This is a genomic window from Aminobacter sp. NyZ550 (assembly GCF_025628925.2).
Taxonomy (GTDB): Bacteria; Pseudomonadota; Alphaproteobacteria; order Rhizobiales; family Rhizobiaceae; genus Aminobacter; species Aminobacter ciceronei.
Window position 1 is genome coordinate 1929315 of record NZ_CP114190.1, and the last position, 23303, is coordinate 1952617.

Below are 23303 nucleotides of genomic sequence, written 5' to 3' on the forward strand. Positions count from 1 at the left end.
CTCCCAAGCTTCCGGCATCAGCGAGGCCCTGAAAAATGCGGAAATATTCGGTTTTTGCCATAGCCCGTGAGGCGATGCGGGGACACAAGGGCTGGGAGGAACAGTGGTCCTCGCCTGAGCCGAAAAGCGAATACGACGTCATCATCGTCGGTGCCGGTGGCCATGGCCTGGCAACCGCCTATTATCTCGCCAAGGAGCACGGCATCACCAATGTGGCGGTGCTGGAAAAGGGCTGGCTCGGTGGTGGCAACACCGGCCGCAACACCACCATCATCCGCTCCAACTATCTTTACGACGAATCGGCCGGCATCTACGACCACGCCCTGAAGCTGTGGGACGGTCTCAGCCAGGACCTCAATTACAACGTCATGTATTCGGCGCGCGGCGTGATGATGCTGGCGCACAACGTTCACGACGTGCAGGTGCTGAAGCGCCATGTCCATGCCAATCGTCTCAACGGCATCGACAATGAATGGCTGACGCCCGAGCAGGCGCGGGAGTTCTGCCCGCCGCTCAACATCTCGGCCTCGGCGCGTTATCCTGTCGTTGGCGCCGCCTTGCAGCGCCGCGGCGGCACCGCTCGCCACGACGCGGTTGCCTGGGGTTATGCCCGCGGCGCCTCCGATCGCGGCGTCCACATCATCCAGAATTGCGAAGTAACAGGCGTGCGCCGCACGCCGGATGGTCGTGTCTCGGGCGTCGAGACGTCCAAGGGCTTCATCGGCGCCAAGAAGGTCGGCGTCGTTGCCGCTGGCCACACCTCGGTCATCATGAACATGGCCGGCGTGCGCATGCCGCTCGAAAGCTATCCGCTGCAGGCGCTGGTGTCGGAACCGGTCAAGCCGGTATTCCCGTGCGTGGTGATGTCCAACACCGTGCACGCCTACATCTCGCAGTCCGACAAGGGCGAGCTGGTCATCGGTGCGGGCACCGACCAGTATATCTCCTATTCGCAGACCGGCGGCCTGCACATCATCAACCACACGCTCGACGCCATCTGCGAGATGTTCCCGATGTTCACGCGCATGAAGATGCTGCGTTCCTGGGGCGGCATTGTCGACGTCACGCCGGACCGTTCGCCGATCCTGGCCAAGACGCCTGTGCCGGGGCTCTACGTCAATTGCGGCTGGGGCACGGGCGGCTTCAAGGCGACGCCTGGCTCGGGCAACGTCTTTGCCCACACCATCGCCCGCGACGAGCCGCATCCGATCAATGCGCCCTTCACCATCGAGCGCTTCCGCACCGGCCGCCTCATCGACGAAGCGGCAGCGGCGGCGGTGGCGCACTGAACTATGACCCGCCTGGCAAACCGTTTCTTTGTGATCATGGGGGCGGCGGGGTTCGGTACGTTGGTTAGCGTAGTGACCCTGTCTAGTTATGGTTACAAGGGCGAAGTAGGGCACCTTTTGCTCGAAAACGTGGAGCACTTGTTGCTCCCGTCCTTCATTTCTCTTGTCTGGTTTGGAATTATGCCAAAGGTGGGCACGTGGATGTACCTTCAGGGCAGTTTTGACCATCCGCGTCGTCGTTACGCGTTCGAATTCGCGCCGTATCGTTTCCTCTTCCTAATCACTGATGATCCGCGGGTCGTAGCAAGAAGACGAGGTCAAAATTGACGTTGCCAATCTTCCACGTCTCTTGGGCTGCGTTCAAGACGGAGGTGCGCTGATGACCATGCTCGCCGCCACCATAGCGGCAGTGGCCGCGCCCTTCGTGCTCGCCGACGAGAAGGGCATGTTCCATTTGCCCGACGCCAGCGAGGTCCGGCTGCAGACGATCAGCCGCAGCGACAACGAGGCGGAGTGGCCGTTCTCGGTCGCCTCGGGCCTGCTTGCGTGTGTGTGGAGTGGCGGGCGCCGGGTCGTTTCTTTCATCGACACGCCTGACGATCCCGATGATGAGCACGATGCGCCGCCTGGGCGCCACGTCATCGTCTCGGCCAACCCGTTCGAGCTTACCTTCCTCAACATCTCAAGCCGCGACCTGTTCCTGCCGGCCGACAACGTCGAGACGCTGATCAAGCGCGTCGCTCCGTTCGAGGCCTTGGGGCGGCGGCTCTGCGACCAGCCGCAAGGCACCATTGTCGGCCCCGGCGAACTCTAGGGATCATCAAGATGCTTCTCATTCACTGCCCCTATTGCGAGGAAGAGCGTCCCGAGCTCGAGTTCCGCAATGCCGGCGAAGCGCATATCGCGCGCTCGACCAACATCGCCGCCGAGAGCGACGAGGACTTCGAAAAGTTCTTCTTCATCCGCTCCAACCCGAAGGGTGTAATCTTCGAACGCTGGCGCCACATCCATGGCTGCGCGCGCTTCTTCAACGCCGCCCGCGACACCATCACCGACCGCTTCCTTCTGACCTACAAGGCCGGCGAGCCCAAGCCGGACCTCGAGAAGCTCAAGGCAGACGGTGGCCCGGCCGCCTGGGCCAACCGCCCGCCTGACCAGCTCAACGAAAAGCCCAAGGCAAAACGCTCGACCAAGGGAGAGGCATGATGGCTGGATCCTACCGCATTTCCGGCCAGGGGCGCCTGACGCCGGCCAAGACCGCGCGCTTTACCTTCGACGGCAAGTCGATGACCGGCCTTGCCGGTGACACCGTCGCGTCGGCGCTGCTCGCCAATGGCGTGCATCTCGTCGGCCGCTCGTTCAAGTATCACCGTCCGCGCGGCATCCTCTCCGCTGGCGCCGAGGAGCCGAACGCGCTGGTCACCGTCAGCCGCGACGCTGCGCGCAAGACGCCCAATGTGCGGGCCACCGTGCAGGAGCTCTATGACGGCCTGACCGTCGCCTCGCAGAACCGCTGGCCGTCGCTGTCCTTTGACGTCGGTGCCGTCAACGATATCGCGTCGCCGATGCTCTCAGCCGGCTTCTACTACAAGACCTTCATGTGGCCGAAGGCTGCCTGGCACAAGTTCTACGAGCCCAATATCCGCGCCGCGGCCGGTCTTGGTGTAGCACCGGACCAACCCGATCCCGACCATTATTCGGCGCTCTACGCCCATTGCGAGGTGCTGGTGCTCGGCGGCGGCGCTGCCGGCCTGGCTGCGGCACTTGCTGCGGCCGAAACCGGCGTCCGCGTCATCATTTGCGACGAGCAGGCCGAGTTCGGCGGCGCGCTGCGTTATGAGAAGGGTGCAGTCATCGACGGCCAGGACGGCTGGAGCTGGGCGCAAGATGTGGTGGCGAAACTCGCCGCAATGGACAACGTCACCGTTCTGTCGCGCACCACGGCCTTCGGATACTACGCCCAGAATTTCGTCGGCCTCGTCGAGCGTGTCACCGACCATCTTGCGCGCCCCGGCCGCGACGAGCCGCGCGAGCGGTTGTGGCAGGTTCGCGCCAAGCGCGTTGTCATCGCCACCGGCGCCATCGAGCGTCACATGGTGTTTGCCAACAATGACCGCCCGGGTGTCATGCTGGCATCCGCGGCGCGCACCTTCCTCAACCATTACGGCGTCGTCGTCGGCAGACAGATTGGCGTCTATACCGCCAATGACAGCGCCTATGCCGCGGCCATCGACCTCAAGAAGGCCGGCGTCGGCGTCGCCGCCGTCGTCGACCTGCGCGACAACCCGTCTGGCCCGCTTGTCGATGAAGCACGCGCGCTCGGCATCGAGGTCAACCATGGCCGCGCCGTCACCAGCGTCAATGGCAGCCAGCGGATCAAGTCGATGACCGTGCAGGCCAAGGGCGGCGGCGCCGAGCGCACCATCGCCGTCGACGCGCTGCTGATGTCAGCCGGCTGGACGCCATCGGTGCACATGTTCTCGCAGTCGCGCGGCAAGGTTGCTTTCGACGACGCCACCAAGCGCTTCCTGCCCGGTACCTATGCTCAGGATTGCGTCTCGGTCGGCGCCTGCAACGGCTTCGACTCGCTCGAAGACACCGTCGCGCAGGCGCTTGAGGCCGGCGCCAATGCCGCCCGCGATGCTGGGGCCAAGTCAAGCAAGGGTGTCACGCTCAAGGTCGAGGCTTCCGAAGGCTGGACCGGCGGTATGCTCGGTTCCGGCCCGGGTGCCGGTGCCGGTACCACGGTCAAGGCCTTCGTCGACTTCCAGAACGACGTCACCGCCAAGGACATCCGCCAGGCAGTGCATGAAGGCATGCGCTCGATCGAGCACGTCAAGCGCTTCACCACCAACGGCATGGCCACCGACCAGGGCAAGACGTCCAACATGCACGGCCTTGCCATCGCGGCTGAGGCGCTAAACAAGGACATCCCGGCCGTCGGACTCACCACCTTCCGCGCGCCCTACACACCGGTGACCTTCGGCGCCATCGTCAACCACGCCCGCCACGGGCTGTTCGACCCGACGCGCAAGACCCCGACCCATAGCTGGGCCGAGAGCCATGGCGCGGTGTTCGAGGATGTCGGCCAGTGGAAGCGCGCCTGGTATTTTCCACGCGCCGGCGAAGACATGCATCAAGCCGTCGACCGCGAATGCGTCACCGTCCGCAAGTCTGCCGGCCTGTTCGACGCCTCCACCCTCGGCAAGATCGAGGTGGTCGGTCCTGACGCCGCCAGGTTCATGGAGCTGCTCTACACCAACCCGTGGGAAAAGCTCGAAGTGGGCCGCTGCCGTTATGGCATCATGCTGCGCGAGGACGGATTCATCTATGACGACGGCGTCGTCGGCCGCCTGGCGCAGGACCGCTTCCACGTCACTACGACGACAGGCGGTGCTGCCCGCGTCATGAACCACATGGAAGACTATCTCCAGACCGAGTTCCCCGATCTCGACGTCTGGTTGACCTCGGTCTCCGAGCAGTGGGCCGTGATTGCGGTCCAAGGCCCCAACTCGCGTGACATCATCGAGCCGCTGGTCGAGGGCATCGACATGTCCGACGAGGCCATGCCGCACATGTCGGTGCGCGAGGGCATGATTTGTGGTGTGCCGACCCGCCTGTTCCGCATGTCCTTCACCGGCGACCGCGGCTTCGAGGTCAACGTGCCTGCCGATTATGGCCGCGCGGTGTGGGAAGCTTTGTGGGCCGAGGGCCAGAAGCACGGCGCCTGCGCCTATGGCACAGAGGCGATGCACGTGCTGCGCGCCGAGAAGGGCTACATCATCGTCGGCCAGGACACTGACGGCACCGTCACGCCCAATGACGCCGGCCTCGACTGGGCTGTCGGCAAGAAGAAGACCGACTTCGTCGGCATTCGCGGCATGACGCGCCCCGACCTTGTCGCCAAGGGCCGCAAGCAACTCGTTGGCCTCAAGACCAAAGATCCGCGCACTGTGCTCGAAGAGGGTGCCCAGATCGTCGAGAACCCCAAGCAGGCGATCCCGATGAAGATGATCGGCCACGTTACCTCGAGCTACTGGTCGGCCAATTGCGACCGCTCGATCGCCATGGGCCTCGTGCTCGGCGGTCGCGACCGGATTGGCGAGACGCTCTACGTGCCGATGCCCGATGGCGTCATCGAGGTGGAAGTCACCGGAACCGTATTCTTCGACGAGAAGGGAGACCGCCTCAATGGCTAAGGTCGCAATCGCAACCCGTCAGCCGGCGCATGCCGGCAAAAGCCTCGGCGGGCATGGCGTTTCGCTCAAGGTTCTGGAACCGGCCAGCCGCATGTCGCTGCGTGCCCGCCCAGCCGCCGTCGCCGCGCTGTCCAAGGCGATCGGCGTGACCCTTCCGGAGAAACCCAAGAGCTCGGCCGTCAAGGCTGGCCGCACCGTGCTCTGGCTCGGCCCTGACGAATGGCTTGTTATCGACGAGGCCGGCGGCGATCCCATCGGCGACTGCGCTTCGGTCAAGGGCCTGCACTCGGCGGTCGATGTCTCGCATCGCAATGTCGGCATCGCCGTCATTGGCCCCAATGCGGCTGATACCATCAATGCCGGCTGCCCGCAGGACCTGTCGCTTGCAGCCTTCCCGGTGGGTGCTGCCTCGCGCACCGTGCTCGGCAAGGTCGAGATGGTGCTTCTGCGCACCGGCGAGGATGCCTTCCGTCTGGAATGCTGGCGCTCGTTCTCCGACTATGTCTGGGGCTTCCTGTCAGAGGCGGCCCGCGACGGCTAGTTCGCGCGAGCTTTCTTCAGAAGAGCTGCCTCGCCCCGGAACCTCGGGGCAGGGCAGGCGTTTGTTCTCGACGCTGTAGAGAGGACAAATCCATGCCATCCATGCCCGTGCAAACCACCGGCCGGATGCGGCCGAAGCGCGAAAGGCGCGCCCGCCGCAACGACGAACGGCCGAAGGATCAGCACGTCCTGCAGCAGGAACTCGACGAAGCCTTGGAAGACAGCTTTCCTGCCAGCGACCCGGTGTCGGTCACCTCGACGACGATTTCCGGTTCGCCGACAGGCGACGCCAAGGGCGGGAAGCACTAGGCTCTCGCGCCGTGACATGCGGCGCGCTACCGGGGCCGCCCGGGTGGTGGCGAGGTCACGGCCTGGATCCTAGGATTCAGGCCGTGACCTACGAAACGTGACGCCGGGCAAAGCGCGCAACCCTCAGCGACGACCTCACCTGCTACGGACCGGACGAGCAAGCCCCCAGAAACGAAAAAGCCGCCCTGGGACGGGCGGCTTTTCTGGAGGGACTGAGAAACCGCTCAGTTGAAGCTCGGTACGATCCAGGGATTGACGTCGATGCCGATGCGCGGCTTCTCCGCGCCGATTGCGTTGGTGGTCTGCGGGCCCTTGTCCTCCCTGATCGAGCCGGTCAAACCACAGTCGAGCTTCTGGCCCGAGATGGTTTGGGTGCACACAGTGGGCTGGTGCGTCGTCTTGTGGGTGTCGTTTGCCATTGCAAAGCCGCTCGTCGCGGCGAGAGCCGCGAGCGCCAGAATAGTCCGTCGCATTGTCATCTCCGTAAATTTTACCGTACGCGTACGGTGTGACTTACAGATACGGCCGCACCCTGCGTTTTGCAAGGGATAAACCGTACGCGTACGAAATTATTATGGATGCACTGACTGCACTGCTACCCAGGGCACTTGCCGGGTTCGTCGGTGAGCGGCGGCGTCTCGCTGGCGGCAAGGCCTGCCATGGCCAGGTCGCCCATCCGCATCACATAGGCCTTCGGATCGCCGAAGGGGTAGAAGGGGAAGGTGATCAGCAGCGACACCGAGCCGTGTGCAACGGTCCACAGTGCGGTGGCGATGGCGCGTGCATCGCCTTTCAGCACGCCGGCGGCAAGGCAGGCATGCACCCGTTCGATGATGATCTGGAAAGCCGGGTTCTCTCGCTCCATCTCGTCGAACGTCTCTTCGGGCGGATGCTTCAGCTTCTCGGTCATGAACACGGTGCGGTATTCGTTGGGATTGCCGAGGCCGAATTCCGCATATTCGCTCAGCGCCGCCCGCATTGCCTCGACGGGATCCTCGGGCTGGTTCTGCCGCATCCGCCGCGCCAAGTCGGCGAAGGCATCCTCGGCCAGCGCCATCAGAATTTCCTGTTTGTCGGCGAAATAGGAATAGACCGACATCGGCGCATAGCCGACCCGCGTGGCGAGCTTGCGGATCGTCAGGCCTTCGTAGCCTTCTTCCCGTACGAGCGCGTGGGCCGCCGCCACCAGTTCGGCCCTGAGTTCGGCCTTCTGGAGTTCGCGTCGCTGTGCTGCACTGCTGGACAAGAAACCGCCCTACTACTTCCCTTGATCAGATTGGCCGAGTCTATACGCCGGCCAATGATGCGGCAAGGCGATCAACGACGTAGCTCATCGGGACTAAGGCCGGCTGAGGGGCGGCCAGGGGTCAGGCGGTTTCGCGCTTGGGCTCGACGAAGGTCATGGTCAGCCAGCGTGCGGTGAGGGCCGGCTTCTTCTGGTCCTCGATCTCGATCGTCACATCATGCGTCGCCTGGATCCAGCCCGACGGGCGGATCTTCAGGCCCGACAGCACGAAGCGGGTGCGGATGCGCGAGCCGGTCTTGACAGGGGCGACGAACTTCAGCTCCTCGAAACCCTGGTTGATGCCCATGCTACCGCCTTCGAGCGAAGGCAGCGTGTCGAAGGTCATCGCCGAAAGCAGCGACAGCGTCAGGAAGCCGTGCGCGATGGTGCCGCCGAAAGGCGTTTCGGCCGCCGCGCGGTCGGGGTCGCAATGGATGAACTGGTGATCGTCGGTGGCGTCGGCGAACTGGTCGATCATCAGCTGGGTGACGGTACGCCATGGCGAGACGCCAACCTCCTTGCCGAGATTGGCCTGAAGTTCGTCGAGGGTGATCGATTTCAGGCTCATTGCATCCTGTCCTGCATAAGAAAAAGTCATGCGGCGCTGTAACTGCGAGGACTGATACAGAATCAGACACGCCATGTCATCGCTTGTGGCGGCAAATCCGTCGCAGATTGGCCAGTACAAGCAGATGATTTTGCTATTCGGCCGGCTCGACGCCGGTGTAGGCGGCTTCCTCGAGCTCGCGCTTGAGGCGGCTCTCCTCGGCGACTTTGGGCGTGATGAAGCGTCCGAGCAGCAGATAGGCCACCGGCGTAAGCAACAGTGTGGAGATCGTGGCGAGTCCGAGGCCACCGACGATCACCCAGCCGAGCGCGATGCGCGCCTCGGCGCCGGCGCCCTGGGCCAGCACAAGCGGCAGGCCGCCGAGCACGGTGCAGATCATCGTCATCATGACAGGCCGCAACCGGATCGTTGCCGCTTCCTCGATCGCCTGGCGCACGCCCATGCCGCGGTCGCGCAACTGGTTGGCAAACTCGACCACCAGAATGCCGTTCTTGGCCATCACGCCGACAAGCAGCACGAGCCCGATCTGGCTGTAGGCGTTGAGCGACGTGCCGGTCAGGATCAGCGCGAAAACGGCGCAGGCGAGGCCCAAGGGCACCGTCGCCATGATGATGACAGCCGAAACGAAGCTCTCGAACTGGGCCGCCAGCACCAAGAGGATGATGACGATGGCAAAGCCGAAGATCGTCAGCATGCTGCCGCTGGTCTCGTTCAGCGTCGCCGCCTCGGCGAGCGGCAGCAGGCGGCTGCCCGCGGGCAGGACCGGTGCCGCGATCTGCTCGACTTCCTTCAGTGCATCGCCGAGCGCAAAATCGTCGGCCAGGCCAGCGGTGATGGCGACGGAGCGCTGCTGCTGTTCGCGTGACAGCGACGGCGGCACGGCGCGTTCGCTGAGCGTGGCGATCGTCGACACCGGCACGAAGCGGCCGTCGGTCGTCCTGATGAAGATGTTCTCGAGGTCGGTCGAATCGTTGATCGGATTGGTGGTCGAGACCAGCTTCACGTCGTAGCTGCGGTCCTCGATGAAGACGCTGGTGATCTTGCGGCCGTCGAGCATCGCCTGCAGGGCAGGGGACAGGCCCTTGATGTCGATGCCGAGGTCGGAGGCGCGCTCGCGGTCGACGGTGACGAACAACTGCGGCTGGTTGGCGTCGGTCGAAAGCCGCGGCTGGCGGAAGCGCGGATCCTTCTCCATCTCGGCCAGCACCTTGGCGGCGGCGGTGCCGAGATCGGCATAGCTGTTGCCGATCAGCGCGAATTGCAGGCCGTTGCCGGCGCCGCGAATGCCCAGGCTGTTGGGCTGTCCGACCGTGGTGCGCACGCCGGGCACCTGGCTGGTGCGGGCCAGGATGTCGGCGGCGATCTCTTGCTGGGTGCGGCTGCGCTCGCTCCACGTCGCCAGCGACAGCACCATGAAACCGCTATTGTTGTTGTTGCCCATGCCGGCGCTGACGAAGGTGCTCTCGATCTCGCCCGACTTGCGCAGCGGCTCGATCAGCCCCTCGATGCGGCGCAATTGCGAGGCGGTGTAGTCGAGGCTGACGCCTTGCGGGGCCGAGACGCGCAGCATCACCAGCGAGCGGTCCTCGGTCGGCGTCAGCTCCTGGCGCACGCTGCCGAAGGCGACATATGCCGCGCCCGCGAACAGAAGCGACACGAGGATGACGATAGCGGGCGCATTGAGGCAGGCATGCAAGCAGAGTCTGTAGAGCGCGGCGAGCTTCGTGCCGATCTTGCCGAGCACGCCGCCATGGCTGTGCTCGATGCTCTTTTCGGTCAGCATGCGCGAGGCCAGCATCGGACACAGCGACAGAGCCACGATCGACGACAGAAGCACCGAGATCGCCAGCACGAAGCCGAACTCGCGAAACAGGCCGCCGGTCTGGCCGGGCAGGAACGAGATCGGGATGAACACTGCGGCAAGTGTCGCCGTCGTTGCCACCACCGCGAAAAACACCTCCTGCGTGCCAAGCACTGCAGCCGCCCGCGGGCCCATGCCCTCATTGCGGCGGCGGACGATGTTTTCGAGCACGACGATGGCGTCGTCGACGACGAGGCCTGTCGCCAGCACCAGCGCCAGCAGCGTCAGGATATTGACCGAGAAGCCTGCAAGATAGATGCCGGCGATCGTGCCGATCATTGCCACTGGCATGGCAAAGCCCGGGATCAGCGTCGCGCGCCAGTCCTGCAGAAAGGCATAGATGACGATCAGAACGATCGTTACCGACAAGATCAGCGCGATCTCGACCTCGTGGATGGCGCCCTGGACAAATGTTGCGTCATCCGACGTCACTCGGATGGTCATGCCGGGGGGCAGCGTGGTCTGGATCTTCTCTGCTGCCGCGCGCACGCCCTTGGAGATGTCGAGCGTGCTCGATTGAGCCTGGCGCACGATGCCGATGCCGATGCCGGTCTTGCCGTCGGAGCGCAAGGAGGTCGAGCCCGGGTCGCCGCCGAGCGTGACTGTGGCGACGTCGCCGAGCTTGGTCTTGCCGTTGATGATGATGCTCTCGAAGGCCTCGGGCGTCGTCACAGCCGCACTTGCGCGGACGATCAGGTCCTGATTGCCGACGGTCAGCGACCCAGCGGGTGCGTCGAATGACACGCTCGCCAGCGCGTTCGAGATGTCGGCCAGCGTCAGGCCGAGGCTCGCCACCTTGGCCTGGTCGATGTCGACGCGGAAGATCTTGGCGCGGTCGCCATAGGTCTGCACGTCGGCGACGCCGTCGACGGCGGCCAGCGTGTCGACGATCTGGTCCTCGACAAGGATCGTCATGTCCTCGACCGGCATGGTGTCGGAGGTCACCGCCAGCCGCATCACAGCGTCGGCATTGGCGTCGGCCTTGACGATGCGCGGCGCATCGGCGTCGTCGGGCAGCGAGTTGGTCACCCGGCCGACAGCGTCGCGCATGTCGGAGGCGGCAACGTTGAGGTCGACGCCGTCATTGAATTCGACTGTTACCCGGCTGTTGCCGTAGGACGAGCTCGACGAGATCGATTTGACGCCGGTGACGCGCGCCACAGCCCCTTCGACAACTGCCGTCACCTCACGGTCGACGATCTCGGCCGCGGCGTCGGAGTAGCCGGTCGATACCGTGATGACCGGCCGGTCGACGTCGGGCAGCTCGCGCACCTCGACGCCGTAGAAGGCGGCGAGGCCGGCGACCACGATCAGCGTGTTGATGACGAAGGCCAGCACCGGTCGACGCACGAACAGTGCGGTGATGCCTTTTTCGGCGTTCTCGTTCTGCATTGTGCTCATGCCGGCGCTCCCGCTCAGGAGCCGCTGCCGCCGGCCTCGCGGCCGGCAATCAGCAACTCGGCGCCTTCGCGCACCGTATGGATGCCCTCGGTCACCACCTTGTCGCCTGATGTCAGCGCCGCCTGCACCAGCACGCTGTCGGTGTTGCGCTGGATGATACGCACCGGCACGCGCTTGGCCTTGCCGTTGTCGAGCGCCCAGACGAAGGCGCCGTCGCCACCCCACTGGATCGCCAATGGGTCGACCGAGGGGTAGGTGTCGCCGGGAAACTGCATCGCGACCTGGAACGACATGCCAGCGCGCAGTGCGTCGTCGTCATTGTCGATCCGCGCCTGGATGCGCAGCGTGCGGCTCTGTTCATCGAGGCGATTGTCGACGGCACTGACCTGGCCTTCGAACACCCGGCCGGGGCGCGCGACCGAGCTTGCGCTCAAAGGCGCGCCGACCGAAATCAGCCCGGTGAAGCGCTCCGGCACCCAGATGTCGACGATGATCCTGGAACGGTCGTCGATGGTGGCGATGGTGGTCTGGCTGGTAACGTAGTTGCCGGCCTCGACAGGCAGGATGCCGACGATGCCGGCAATGGGCGCGGTGATGGTGCGGCGGTTGAGCGCCAACGCTGCGTCGCGCACGGCCAGACGCGCATTCTCGACGGCGAGTTCGGCTTCCTTGAGCTGCACGGTGGTTGCCGTGTTGGTGGCGCGCAGCGCCTTGATGCGTTCCAGCGATGCCTCGGCGTCGCCCTGGGCGATGCGGGCGCGTTCGAGCGCGATCTCTTCCGAATCGGAATCGAGCCGGGCAATCACCGTGCCCGCTGTGACTTTCTCGCCGGCTGCGACCGAGATTTCAGTCAGCCGCCCCGATGCGTAAGGGGTGATGACAACCGAGTTGAGTGCCCGCCCGGTGCCGATCGCCGACAGGCGGTCGTTGATCGTGCCTGACGCCACCGTCTGCGTCACGACAGGTGTCTGCGGCAGGCCGCCACGATTGCCGCCCTGGCGGTTGCCGCCGCTGCCGTTGCGCGCTGCCGCCTGTGGCTGTTCGGTCTTGGCCTGGGCCCAGTCGATGCCCCAGCTGGCAAGGACCGTGCGCGAACTCGGCACCAGCAGCACCCATCCGGCGGCTGCCGCAAGTACAATGACAAGTGCCAAGACAATCTGCTTCCAGGCGGCCATGCGTACTCCGGTCTGCTGCGTATTCGTTCCACTCGGGAACACGTGGCGTCTCATCGCTGGCAAAGCACTGCACTGTTGCCGCACCTTGCCAAGGGATCGTTCGTCGGCAACCGGGCGCAAGCCCATCGGGGCGCGCCAGTATAGCCTAGTTCGTCAGCCGAGGCTTAGGGCAAATCTGGCTGTCTGGCACATTAAATCTGCGTAATATTTGCAGGATTTACCACGCGCTCAGCGCAAGTCCTCGATCGCGCGGATGCGTCTTGCCGCTTCCGTTTCGAGCTTGCTGGTCAGCGCGCCGATAACCGTTTCGGCGGCGACGAACAGCGCCGATGACGAATCCCACGCCGACGGCACCGCCGTGCGCCCTGCGATCACGTGGCGAGCGAAGCGCGCGATCGGAGAGAGCCACTGGTCGGTGAACAGGATGATGGTGGCGCCCCTGGCATGGGCCTTCTCGGCAAAGCGGATCAGGCTGTCCTGATAGCGCCTGATATCGAAGATCAGCAGCGTGTCGCGCTTGCCCATGTCGATCAGCTTGTCGCGCCACAGGCTTTCCTGGCCGACGAGATGGGTCACGTCAGGCCGAATCAGATTGAGGTGGGCGGCCATGTAGCGCGCCAGCGGGTCGGTGAAGCGGCCGCCGACGAGATAGACGTGCCCCTTCGGGCCGGCTAGCTGGGCGACAATGTCGGCGAGCTGCCGGTCGGAAATGTGCCGGAACGTCTCGCGGATGTTTTCGAGCACCGCTTCGAGTATGGGCGCGGTCGAGGCGGGTAGGGGCGATGACGTCGTCGTGCGCGAAGCTGGCGATTGCAATTGCGCTGCCAGTTCGTCCTGCAGCGCCGACTGGAATTCGGGGTAGTTCTGGAAACCGAGCCTCGCCACGAAACGCAGGATCGTCGGCGAGGACACACCCGCCTGCTGCGAGAACTCGGCCACTGTCTTCAGCCCGATCAGCGGATAGGCGGCGATCAGCGTCTGCGCCGCCCGGCGCTCGCCTGCCGGCATGGTGTCGATCTTTTCGGTGATCTGTTCGGCAACGCTCGAAACCATCCGCATCCCCTGCTGCATCAGTCGCTGCTCTGGCCCAGCGCACAGTCCGGCTCAGGCCCGAAATGACATTTGACAAACCCTCCTAATGTGTATGAAATCATCCACAGGGGCGCAATGAACAAAAATACGTAACATACGATACGGCCCCGGGGATGACTGAATGGGAACGGGCCAGGCCGCTGCGCGTGCAATGACGAATGCCGTCCGAGTGACGAACCGGGCCGGGCGCAGCCCGTTTGTCATCCTGTGCGACCACGCCTCCAATCATCTGCCCGCAAGCTACGGCACGCTCGGTCTCGATCAGTCCGAGATGCTGCGCCACATCGCCTGGGATCCGGGCGCCTTGCCGGTGTCGCAACGCATGGCCGAGGGCCTCGACGCCACGCTTGTCGAATCCTGCGTGTCGCGCCTTGCCGTCGACTGTAACCGGCCGCTCGCCGCTCATGATTTGATCCCGGAGATCAGCGAGACGACAGCCATTCCCGGCAACGCCGCTTTGACCGCCTCTCAGCGCGAGGCCCGAATCGCGCTGTCCTGGCGTCCGTTCCACGAGGCGATCGACGAGGTCGTTTCGGAGCGGCTCCGCGAAGGGCGGGAGACGAGACTGGTGTCTGTCCATTCCTTCACTCCGGTCTACAAGGGCGTTTCGCGCCCCTGGCACATTGGCATCATCCATGACGAGGACGCCCGGCTCGCCGCGCCGCTGATCGCCGCGCTCAAGACGCTCGACGGCATCACTGTCGGCGTCAACGAGCCCTATTCGCCGGTCGACCGCGTCTATTTCACCCTGGAACACCACGGCAGGTCGCGCGGACTGCCATGCGCGATGATCGAAATCCGCAACGACGAAATTACGGCGCAGGCGGGGCAGCGGAAATGGGCGGATCTGCTCACGGGCATCTTTGAAGGGCTCGAACCGGAGGCGGGCGAAGCCGCTCCCTACCAGGCAAACGCCTGACAACTGGCAGAACGGAGAACGAGTCATTGCCGAATGCCGCAATTCTATTCGTCCGGTACGTCGATGCGATGAACCATCGCATCGGCCGTGGCGCAATGTATCTGCTCTACGTGATGGGTGCGATCCTGCTCGGCTCGACGATTTCGCGGCTGTTGCTTGGTGTGCCCTTCAACTGGGCGCTCGAGATGTCGCAGTTCGCCCTTTCTGCCTACTATCTTCTGGGCGGCGCCTATACGATGCAACTCGGCGGACACGTACGCATGGACCTGTTCTACAGCAGGCTCGCCGCTCGGAAGCGGGCTGTCACCGACGCGATCACCATTCTTTTCGTCATATTTTATCTTGCGGTGCTCCTCGGAGGCGGCATCTCCAGTACGAACTACGCCATCGTCTACGGCCAGAAGAACTACTCAGCCTGGGCCCCTGTGCTGTGGCCAATCAAAGTGATCATGACCTTCGGCGTCTTCATGCTGCTGCTGCAGTGCATCGCCAACTTCTTCAAGGACGTCGCTGCAGCGCGTGGAAGGCCGATTGAATGAGTTCGGAATTCATTACCCTCTTCATGTTCGGAACGATGATGGTGCTGCTGTTTACCGGGCAGCACGTGTTCGGCGTCATTGGCTTTGTTGGTTCGGCCGCGGCGCTTTGGCTGTGGGGACAGGGCTCGTTCGAAATGCCCTTCAATGCCGCCTTTCAGGTGCTCAACTGGTATCCTCTGATCACCGTGCCGTTCTTCATTTTCATGGGCTACATGCTCTCGGAGTCGGGCATGGCGAGCAATCTCTATCGGCTCTTCCACGTCTGGTTCGGACCGGTGCGAGGCGGGCTGGCGCTCGGCACGATCGGACTTATGGTGTTGATCGCGGCGCTGAACGGCCTGTCGGTCGCCGGCATGGCAATTGGCGCGACCATCGCGCTGCCGCAACTGCTTCGTCATGGCTACGACAAGGTCATGGTGACAGGCGTCGTGCAGGCCGGCTCCTCGCTCGGCATCCTGATACCGCCCAGCGTCGTGCTGGTGCTGTTTGCCATGATCGCGCGCCAGCCAGTTCTCGACCTCTGGTTGGCGGGCGTCGGCCCCGGCCTGCTGATGGCCGTCATCTTCGCCGGCTATGTCGCCATCCGCTGTTACTTCCAGCCGGAGATTGGTCCTGCGCTGCCGGCGGAAGAGCGGGCAGAGATCACCTGGTCGGAAAAGTTCGGGCTGCTGCGTGCCGGCTTGCTGCCAATCGCCATCTTCGCCATCATGATGGGGTTGTTCCTGACCGGAACCACCAGTTTGGTTGAAAGCTCGGCGGTTGGTGCGGCGCTCGCCATGGCGGCAGCCTGGCTGTCAGGGAATCTCGACCGCAAGGTCTTCGAGGAATCGACACGCAACACGCTGTCGATCAGCTGCATGTTCTTGTGGATCATCCTCGGCGCACTTTGCTTCAGCTCCGTCTATGACGGGCTTGGTGCGGTGAAGGCCGTCAAAACAGTCCTGGTCGATACCTGGGATTTCGAGCCCTGGACAATTCTGGTGCTGATGCTCCTGTCCTTTGTCGTGATGGGCATGTTCCTCGACGACACCGCAATGCTGGTGATCGTCGCTCCGCTCTATATCCCGCTCGTCATCAGCCTCGGCTTCAATCCGATCTGGTTCGGCGTACTTTACACGATCACCTGCCAGATCGCCTACATCACCCCGCCGTTTGGCTACAATCTGTTCCTGATGCGGGCCATGGCGCCACCGGAGATCACGCTGGGCGACATCTACCGATCGATCGTGCCTTTCTTCGTGCTGATGGTATTGTCGCTGATACTCATCATGGTCTTTCCGCAGATAGCACTCTGGCTGCCGTCGCAGGTCACGGGCCGATGAGGGCTGGCACGGAAGGGAGGAGGCGGCACCGAACGAACTGGCATCCAGAATGTGAACTAAGCAAGCAATGGGAGTAAGTGAGATGGACGACAGGAAGACCCTTAACAAGCGTGAGTTTCTTCGGAAATCCGTGCTGGCGAGTGCGGGCGCTGTTGGCGCCACCGCGCTGGCCACGCCCTATGTGAAGGCGCAGAGCCCAATAAAGTGGCGGATGCAGACCTACGCCGGGCCGGCATTGGCCGAGCACGTGGTCAAGAACTCGATAGACTGGTTCAACAAGGCCGCCAATGGCGAGATGGAGATCGAGCTCTACACGGCTGACCAGCTTGTTCCGCACGGCGAACTGTTCCGCGCGGTCCAGTCTGGGACGATCGACTTTGCCCAGAGCGACGACGACTCGGCGGCAGCGCCCGTCGACGTCAGGGTGTTTGGCGCCTACTTCCCGCTCGCCTCGCGCTACTCGCTCGACGTTCCGGCGCTCTGGCATTGGCACGGGCTCAAGGAAGTCTGGGAGGAGGCTTATGCCGAGATTCCGGATGTCACTTGGCTCAGCACGGGTTCGTGGGACCCTTGCAACTTCGGCACCACCAAGCCGATCAAGTCGCTGGCCGACCTCAAGGGCCTCAGGGTCTACACCTTCCCGACCGGTGGCCAGTTCCTGTCCAAATTCGGCGTCGTGCCGGTGTCGCTACCGTACGAGGACGTTCAGCCGGCGATCCAGACCGGCGAACTGGATGGCGTTTGCTGGTGCGGCATCACCGAGATGCACACGGTGGGCTGGGCCGACGTCTTGAAGTACTTCTTGACCAATCCGCTGTCAGGCGCCTGGGCCGGCTCGTACTTCGTCAACACCGAGAAATGGAAGGCCGTCCCCGAACATCTGCAGCAGCTTCTGCGCATGGCGATCGACAGTTCGCACTACTACCGGCTGCATTGGTACTGGGCCGGCGAGGCGAACTACCGCAACACCGGAAAGCTTGAACTGACCACCATCCCCGACGCCGAATGGAAGCAGGTCGAGGACGAGGCGACGAAGTTCTGGGATGAGATCGCTGGCCAGAGCCCGCGGAGCGCCAAGGTCGTCGAGATCATCAAGAAGTACAACGATTCGATGATCAAGGCCGGACCGCCCTACCGTTACGGCTGAGCAGTCATCTTTGCAAACAGGTTCGTCCGCGGGTGCGGGCGGACCGCCCCTACGCAGGTTTCAAACGTCCAGGAGCAGTAAATGGCCGGAAATCTCACATTCGATCAGCTGAAGGAGGCTGTTGCCGCCGGCGAGATCGACACGGTGCTCGCTTGCGCCGTTGACATGCAGGGCCGTCTGATCGGCAAGCGGTTTCTGGCCAAGTATTTTGTCGAATCCGCTTATGACGAGACCCATGGCTGCAACTATCTGCTGGCCAACGATATCGATATGGAGCCGGTGCCCGGCTACAAGGCGGCAAGCTGGTCGAAAGGTTATGGCGACTTCGTCATGAAGCCCGACCTCAACACCATCCGCAACGTGCCCTGGCTCGAGAAGACGGCGCTGCTGCTCTGCGACCTCAAGGATCACCACACCCATGAGGATCTTGCGCACTCGCCGCGTGGCATCCTGCGCAAGCAGGTCAAGCGGCTGCAGGAGCGCGGCTATCTCGCCTATTTCGCCTCCGAGCTCGAATTCTACCTGTTTTCCGAAACCTACGATTCGGCCCGCGCCAAGCACTGGCAGAACCTCGACACCGCGTCGCCCTATATCGGCGACTATCTGATCGGCATCACCACCAAGGAAGAAGGCGTCATGCGCCGGCTTCGCAACGAGATGGAAGCCGCCGGCATTCCGATCGAGAATTCCAAGGGCGAGTGGGGCCCGGGCCAGGAAGAGATCAACGTCCGTTACGCCGAAGTTCTCGAGATGGCCGACCGCCATGTCATCCTGAAGAACGGTGCCAAGGAGATCGCGGCCTCCGAAGGCAAGGCGATCTCGTTCATGTCCAAATACAATTACGGCCTCGCCGGCAACTCCAGCCACATCCACAATTCGCTGTGGAGCGCCGACGGCAAGACGCCGCTGTTCTACGACAAGGGTGCGGAGTGGACCCTGTCCAAGCTCGGCCAGCAATGGTCGGCCGGCCAGCTCAAATATGCCAAGGAGTTCACCTGGTTCCTGGCGCCCTACATCAATTCCTACAAGCGCTTCCAGTCGGGCACGTTCGCGCCGACCAAGATCATGTGGAGCGAAGACAACCGCACTGCCGGCTTCCGCCTCTGCGGCGAGGGCACCAAGGGCATCCGCATGGAGTGCCGCATCGGCGGCGCCGACCTAAACCCCTATCTCGCCTTTGCCGCGCTGATCGCAGCCGGCCTCGCCGGCATCGACGAGAAGCTCGAACTGCAGAAGCCATTCTTCGGTGATGCCTACCAGGCCGCCAGCCTGCCCGAAATCCCGAAGACCTTGCGCGATGCCACCGAGACGCTGGCGTCATCGAAGATGCTCAGGGAAGCGCTCGGCGAGGAGGTCGTCGATCACTACGTCCACACCGCGCGCTGGGAACAGTTCGAATACGACCGCCGCATCACCGACTGGGAGCTGCACAGAGGCTTCGAGCGGTACTAGAGTCACCCTCATTGCGTGACCCTCCTTTGGCCTGCCGGCCAGGGGAGGGTGTTGAACTTGGAAGGACAAAAAACATGACCGAGACGGTCAAACTCAAATCCCCCATCGATGGCTCGATCTATGTCGAGCGGCCGGTCGCTTCCGACCAGGCGATCAATGCTGCGGTCGAACGCGCCCGCGCAGCACAGGCCGATTGGGCGCGCGTGCCGGTCGCCGAGCGTGCCGCCTACATGCTCAAGATGCTCGAGGCGCTGGTTGCGATGAGCGACGAGATCGTGCCGGAACTGGCCTGGCAGATGGGCCGGCCGACCCGTTATGGCGGCGAGTTCGGCGGCGTCAGGGAACGCACCCAGTATATGGTCGAGATTGCCGAGCGCGCGCTCGCGCCGGTGCCTGCGTCCAACCCCAAGGACGGCTTCCGCCGCTATGTGAAGAAGGACCCGCTCGGCGTGGTCATGGTGATTGCGCCGTGGAACTATCCCTACCTCACCGCCGTCAACACCATCGTGCCCGCGCTGATCGCCGGCTCGACAGTCATCCTCAAGCATGCCGCCCAGACGCTGCTCGTCGGCGAGCGCTTCGCCCGTGCCTTTGAAGTCGCCGGCCTGCCGAAATACGTCTTCCAGAACCTGGTGCTCAACCACGCCCAGACCGAGAAGTTGCTCGGCTCGGGCAAGATCGACCATGTCAACTTCACCGGCTCGGTCGCCGGCGGCCGGGCCATCGAGAAGGCGGCGGCTGGCACCTTCATGACGCTCGGCCTGGAGCTCGGCGGCAAGGATCCGGCCTATGTGCTGCCCGACGCCAAGCTCGACCACGCGGTCGCCAATCTCGTCGAGGGCGCGTTCTTCAATTCGGGGCAGTGCTGCTGCGGCATCGAGCGCGTCTATGTCCACGAGAAGATCTACGACCAGTTCGTCGAGGGCTTCATCGCGGAGACGAAGAGCTATGTGCTCGGCAATCCGCTCGAGCAGGCAACGACCATGGGCCCGATGGCCCAGGCGCGCTTCGCCGACTTCATCCGTGAGCAGAAGGCCGAGGCTCTGCGCAAGGGCGCGGTCGCCCACATGAACACCAGGGACGCCCAGGACAAGGAAGGCTCGCCCTATTTGCCGGCCGAGGTGCTGACCAATGTCGACCACCAGATGTCGGTGATGCGCGAGGAAAGCTTCGGCCCGATCGTCGGCATCATGAAGGTGCGTAACGACGAGGAGGCGATCGCGCTGATGAACGACAGCCCCTACGGCCTCACCGCCTCGATCTGGACCGCCGACACAGAGCACGCCATCTCGGTGGGCGACCGCGTCGAGACCGGCACCGTGTTCATGAACCGCTGCGACTATCTCGATCCGGCCCTCGTCTGGACCGGCGTCAAGGACACCGGTAAGGGCGCTGCGCTGTCGCAGATCGGTTACGACAATTTGACCCGGCCGAAGTCCTATCACCTGCGCGAGAAGATCTAGGTCTCATCTTATGAACAACCCCTCTCCGCCTCGCTGCGCTCGGCACCTCTCCCCAAAGGGGCGAGGAAGGGCTGCTGCGACGCTGGCGCTTGCCCAGCTTGGTTTCCTCGCCCCTTTGGGGAGAGGTGGCCCGCAGGGCCGGAGAGGGGTCTCTTTTGCTAACGTGGAAAGCTGACAAGCCAAATGTCCAATCTCGTTTCCAAGTGGAACTACCCGACCACCGTCCGCTTCGGCGCTGGCCGCATCTCCGAGCTGCCCGACGTGCTTGCCGCTACCGGCATCAAGAAGCCGCTGTTCGTCACCGATCCCGGCCTCGCCAAGCTGCCGGTCGTTGCATCGACGCTGAAGATCCTCGACGACGCCAAGGTGCCCTATGGTGTCTTCTCCGACGTCAAGCCGAACCCGGTCGAATCGAACCTCACCGCCGGCATCGCCGTGTTCAAGAAGGGCAAGCATGACGGCGTCATCGCCTTTGGCGGCGGCTCGGCGCTCGACCTTGGCAAGCTGATCGCCTTCCAGGCCGGCCAGACACTGCCGGTGTGGGATTTCGAGGATGTCGGCGACTGGTGGACCCGCGCCAATTCCGACGCCATCGCACCGATCATCGCGGTGCCGACTACCGCCGGCACCGGCTCCGAGGTTGGCCGCGCCGGTGTCATCACCAATGAAGAGACCCACACCAAGAAGGTCATCTTCCATCCCAAGCTTTTGCCGGCGATCGTCATCGCCGACCCCGAGCTGTCGGTCGGCATGCCGTCCTTCATCACCGCCGGCACCGGCATGGATGCCTTCGCCCACTGCCTCGAGGCCTATTGCGCGCCGGGCTACCATCCGATGGCCGACGGCATCGCCGTCGAGGGCATCCGCCTGGTGTTCGAGAACCTGCCCAAGGCCTTCGCCAACGGCAAGGACCTCACCGCCCGCGCCCACATGACGAGCGCTGCCGCCATGGGAGCCGCAGCCTTCCAGAAGGGCCTCGGCGCGATCCACTCGCTGTCGCATCCAATCGGCGCGCTCTACGACACCCATCACGGCATGACCAACGCCGTCTTCATGCCTTATGTGCTCGCCTTCAACCGCGACGCGATCGAGGAAAAGATCGTCCGCCTGTCGGCCTATTGCGGAATCAAGGGCGGCTTCGACGGTTTTGCCAAGGCGGTGATCAAGCTGCGCAAGGAACTCAAGGTGCCGCATGCGTTGCCGGGCCTGATCAAGGGTCTCGACATGGACAAGAAGCGCAAGACCCTGATCGCCGACATGGCGGTGGTCGACCCGACCGCAGGCGGCAACCCGGTCAAGCTCACCAAGAAGGCCGCGCTCGGCTTGCTTGAAAACGCCATCGAAGGGACGGTTTGAGACTAGTGCTCGGACACGATCCCGAATTGTATAGTCGGCAAAACAAAGGGGGAGGGCTTGGGGGACATCCGGAATTTAATTAGCCGGTAAACAACGGCGACGATTGCGACAACCGATTAAAAGTAGTTAACTTTTTTCCACTGCGGGCGGAGGCTTCATGGAACTTTCATGCGACTGTCACATGAAGCCATTACCGCATCGCAGGCGTCTCATGGCGTCAGTTCAACGGAGAGAACACATGTTCAAGTTTGCAGGGAAAGTGCTTTCCCTAAGCGCGGCGTCGCTGATGGTGACGACGGCTTTTGTGTCGGCCCAGGATATGGCCGCACTCGAAGCCGCCGCGAAGGCGGAGGGCCAGCTGACCACGATCGCGCTGCCGCATGACTGGTGCGGATATGGCGCCGTCATCGAAGGCTTCAAGAAGAAGTACCCCGAGATCACCGTCAACGAGCTGAACCCCGACGCGGGCTCCAGCGACGAGATCGAGGCGATCAAGGCCAACAAGGACAACAAGGGCCCGCAGGCGCCTGACGTCATCGACGTCGGTCTCTCCTACGGTCCGCAGGCCAAGGCCGACGGCCTGATCCAGCCCTACAAGGTCGCGACCTGGGATTCGATCCCCGACACCGCCAAGGACGCCGAAGGCTACTGGTACGGCGACTATTACGGCGTGCTGTCCTTCGAAGTGAACAAGGACCTTGTCAAGAACCCGCCGGCCGACTGGGCCGACCTGCTCAAGGACGAGTATAAGAACTCGGTTGCGCTTGCCGGTGATCCGCGCGCGTCCAATCAGGCGATCCAGGGCGTCTATGCCGCCGGTCTCGGCTCGGGTGCCACCGACGCCGCCTCGGCCGCCGAGAAGGGCCTCGCCTTCTTCAAGGAACTGAACGCCAAGGGCAACTTCGTGCCGGTCATCGGCAAGTCGGCGACCCTCGCCCAGGGCCAGACCCCGATCCTGATCACTTGGGACTACAACGCCCTTGCGGGCCGCGACACGCTGAACGGCAACCCGCCGGTCGACGTCATCGTCCCGGCTTCGGGCGTCGTTGCTGGCGTCTACGTCCAGGCGATCAGCGCTTATGCGCCGCACCCGAACGCTGCCAAGCTGTGGATGGAGTATCTCTATTCCGACGAAGGTCAGCTCGGCTGGCTGAAGGGCTACTGCCACCCGATCCGCTTCAACGATCTCGCCAAGAACGGCAAGATCCCGCAGGAAATGCTCGACAAGCTGCCGCCGGCCGCTGCCTATGAAAAGGCCGTGTTCCCGACGCTTGAAGACCAGGCCAAGGGCAAGGAAGCGATCACCAAGCAGTGGGATGCCGTTGTCGGCGCCAACGTTCAGTAACTGATCTCTGCCATCGCGGGCGGCTTCGCGGCCGCCCGCAT

21 protein-coding genes are annotated in these 23303 nt (G+C 63.5%); 15 read left to right on the forward strand and 6 right to left on the reverse strand.

The annotated features are described in order from the left end of the window. Positions 1–35 precede the first annotated feature (35 nt). The 7 genes from N7E70_RS09580 to N7E70_RS09610 all read left to right on the forward strand — a co-directional run bounded on the left by N7E70_RS09580 (position 36) and on the right by N7E70_RS09610 (position 6337). Complete coding sequence (locus tag N7E70_RS09580; RefSeq protein ID WP_067958180.1) at positions 36–1289, forward strand: sarcosine oxidase subunit beta; 1254 nt, start codon at positions 36–38, stop codon at positions 1287–1289. Between the two features lie 3 nt (positions 1290–1292). Further along, positions 1293–1616: a hypothetical protein gene (locus N7E70_RS09585; protein ID WP_263006196.1), complete on the forward strand. Its 324-nt coding sequence runs from the start codon at positions 1293–1295 to the stop codon at positions 1614–1616. A gap of 52 nt (positions 1617–1668) precedes the next feature. Further along, on the forward strand, positions 1669–2103 hold the full coding sequence (locus N7E70_RS09590) for a hypothetical protein (RefSeq protein ID WP_263006197.1): 435 nt from the start codon (positions 1669–1671) through the stop codon (positions 2101–2103). Between the two features lie 11 nt (positions 2104–2114). Next, the gene (locus N7E70_RS09595; RefSeq protein WP_154386944.1) at positions 2115–2495 is read left to right on the forward strand and encodes a sarcosine oxidase subunit delta; all 381 of its coding nucleotides are present in this window, start codon (positions 2115–2117) and stop codon (positions 2493–2495) included. Beyond that, positions 2495–5488, forward strand: a complete 2994-nt coding sequence (locus N7E70_RS09600) for a sarcosine oxidase subunit alpha (RefSeq protein WP_263006198.1) — start codon at positions 2495–2497, stop codon at positions 5486–5488. Before N7E70_RS09595 ends, N7E70_RS09600 begins: the two co-directional genes overlap by 1 nt. Beyond that, positions 5481–6029 carry a sarcosine oxidase subunit gamma gene (locus tag N7E70_RS09605; RefSeq protein ID WP_067958185.1) on the forward strand — a complete coding sequence of 183 codons (549 nt, stop codon included), beginning with the start codon at positions 5481–5483 and terminating at the stop codon, positions 6027–6029. Before N7E70_RS09600 ends, N7E70_RS09605 begins: the two co-directional genes overlap by 8 nt. 92 nt (positions 6030–6121) lie before the next feature. Next, entirely contained in the window at positions 6122–6337 is a 216-nt protein-coding gene (locus N7E70_RS09610; protein ID WP_371746473.1) for a hypothetical protein, read from the forward strand. Between the two features lie 224 nt (positions 6338–6561). Here the strand turns inward: N7E70_RS09610 and N7E70_RS09615 are convergent, their stop codons facing one another. The 6 genes from N7E70_RS09615 to N7E70_RS09640 all read right to left on the reverse strand — a co-directional run bounded on the left by N7E70_RS09615 (position 6562) and on the right by N7E70_RS09640 (position 13698). After that, complete coding sequence (locus N7E70_RS09615; protein ID WP_182575387.1) at positions 6562–6810, reverse strand: DUF680 domain-containing protein; 249 nt, start codon at positions 6808–6810, stop codon at positions 6562–6564. Between the two features lie 122 nt (positions 6811–6932). After that, positions 6933–7583: a TetR/AcrR family transcriptional regulator gene (locus tag N7E70_RS09620; protein ID WP_067958193.1), complete on the reverse strand. Its 651-nt coding sequence runs from the start codon at positions 7581–7583 to the stop codon at positions 6933–6935. A 121-nt stretch (positions 7584–7704) separates the two neighbouring features. After that, positions 7705–8190, reverse strand: coding sequence for a MaoC family dehydratase (locus N7E70_RS09625; RefSeq protein WP_269441453.1), 486 nt, complete (start codon positions 8188–8190; stop codon positions 7705–7707). Between the two features lie 133 nt (positions 8191–8323). Beyond that, a complete protein-coding gene (locus tag N7E70_RS09630; protein WP_442866503.1) occupies positions 8324–11452 on the reverse strand; it encodes an efflux RND transporter permease subunit in 3129 nt (1042 codons plus the stop codon). 14 nt (positions 11453–11466) lie between these two features. After that, positions 11467–12627: an efflux RND transporter periplasmic adaptor subunit gene (locus N7E70_RS09635; RefSeq protein WP_263006199.1), complete on the reverse strand. Its 1161-nt coding sequence runs from the start codon at positions 12625–12627 to the stop codon at positions 11467–11469. Between the two features lie 228 nt (positions 12628–12855). Then, the gene (locus N7E70_RS09640) at positions 12856–13698 is read right to left on the reverse strand and encodes a MurR/RpiR family transcriptional regulator (protein WP_442866504.1); all 843 of its coding nucleotides are present in this window, start codon (positions 13696–13698) and stop codon (positions 12856–12858) included. 142 nt (positions 13699–13840) lie between these two features. Here N7E70_RS09640 and N7E70_RS09645 point away from each other — a divergent pair, with 142 nt between their 5' ends. From N7E70_RS09645 to N7E70_RS09680, 8 genes are all read left to right on the forward strand, one after another. Then, positions 13841–14638 (forward strand): N-formylglutamate amidohydrolase, encoded by a 798-nt coding sequence (locus tag N7E70_RS09645; protein ID WP_263006201.1) that lies wholly within the window; start codon positions 13841–13843, stop codon positions 14636–14638. Positions 14639–14706: 68 nt separating this feature from the next. Beyond that, entirely contained in the window at positions 14707–15177 is a 471-nt protein-coding gene (locus N7E70_RS09650; RefSeq protein WP_263006260.1) for a TRAP transporter small permease subunit, read from the forward strand. Next, the gene (locus N7E70_RS09655; protein ID WP_263006202.1) at positions 15174–16499 is read left to right on the forward strand and encodes a TRAP transporter large permease; all 1326 of its coding nucleotides are present in this window, start codon (positions 15174–15176) and stop codon (positions 16497–16499) included. The genes N7E70_RS09650 and N7E70_RS09655 overlap by 4 nt, the downstream gene beginning before the upstream one ends. A gap of 82 nt (positions 16500–16581) precedes the next feature. Beyond that, positions 16582–17646 (forward strand): TRAP transporter substrate-binding protein, encoded by a 1065-nt coding sequence (locus N7E70_RS09660; RefSeq protein WP_154386949.1) that lies wholly within the window; start codon positions 16582–16584, stop codon positions 17644–17646. An 81-nt stretch (positions 17647–17727) separates the two neighbouring features. Then, a complete protein-coding gene (locus N7E70_RS09665; RefSeq protein ID WP_263006203.1) occupies positions 17728–19098 on the forward strand; it encodes a glutamine synthetase family protein in 1371 nt (456 codons plus the stop codon). 74 nt (positions 19099–19172) lie between these two features. Next, a complete protein-coding gene (locus N7E70_RS09670) occupies positions 19173–20561 on the forward strand; it encodes an aldehyde dehydrogenase family protein (protein WP_263006204.1) in 1389 nt (462 codons plus the stop codon). Between the two features lie 183 nt (positions 20562–20744). Further along, positions 20745–21917: an iron-containing alcohol dehydrogenase gene (locus N7E70_RS09675; protein ID WP_263006205.1), complete on the forward strand. Its 1173-nt coding sequence runs from the start codon at positions 20745–20747 to the stop codon at positions 21915–21917. Between the two features lie 238 nt (positions 21918–22155). Then, complete coding sequence (locus N7E70_RS09680; protein ID WP_067958226.1) at positions 22156–23262, forward strand: ABC transporter substrate-binding protein; 1107 nt, start codon at positions 22156–22158, stop codon at positions 23260–23262. Positions 23263–23303 lie beyond the last annotated feature (41 nt).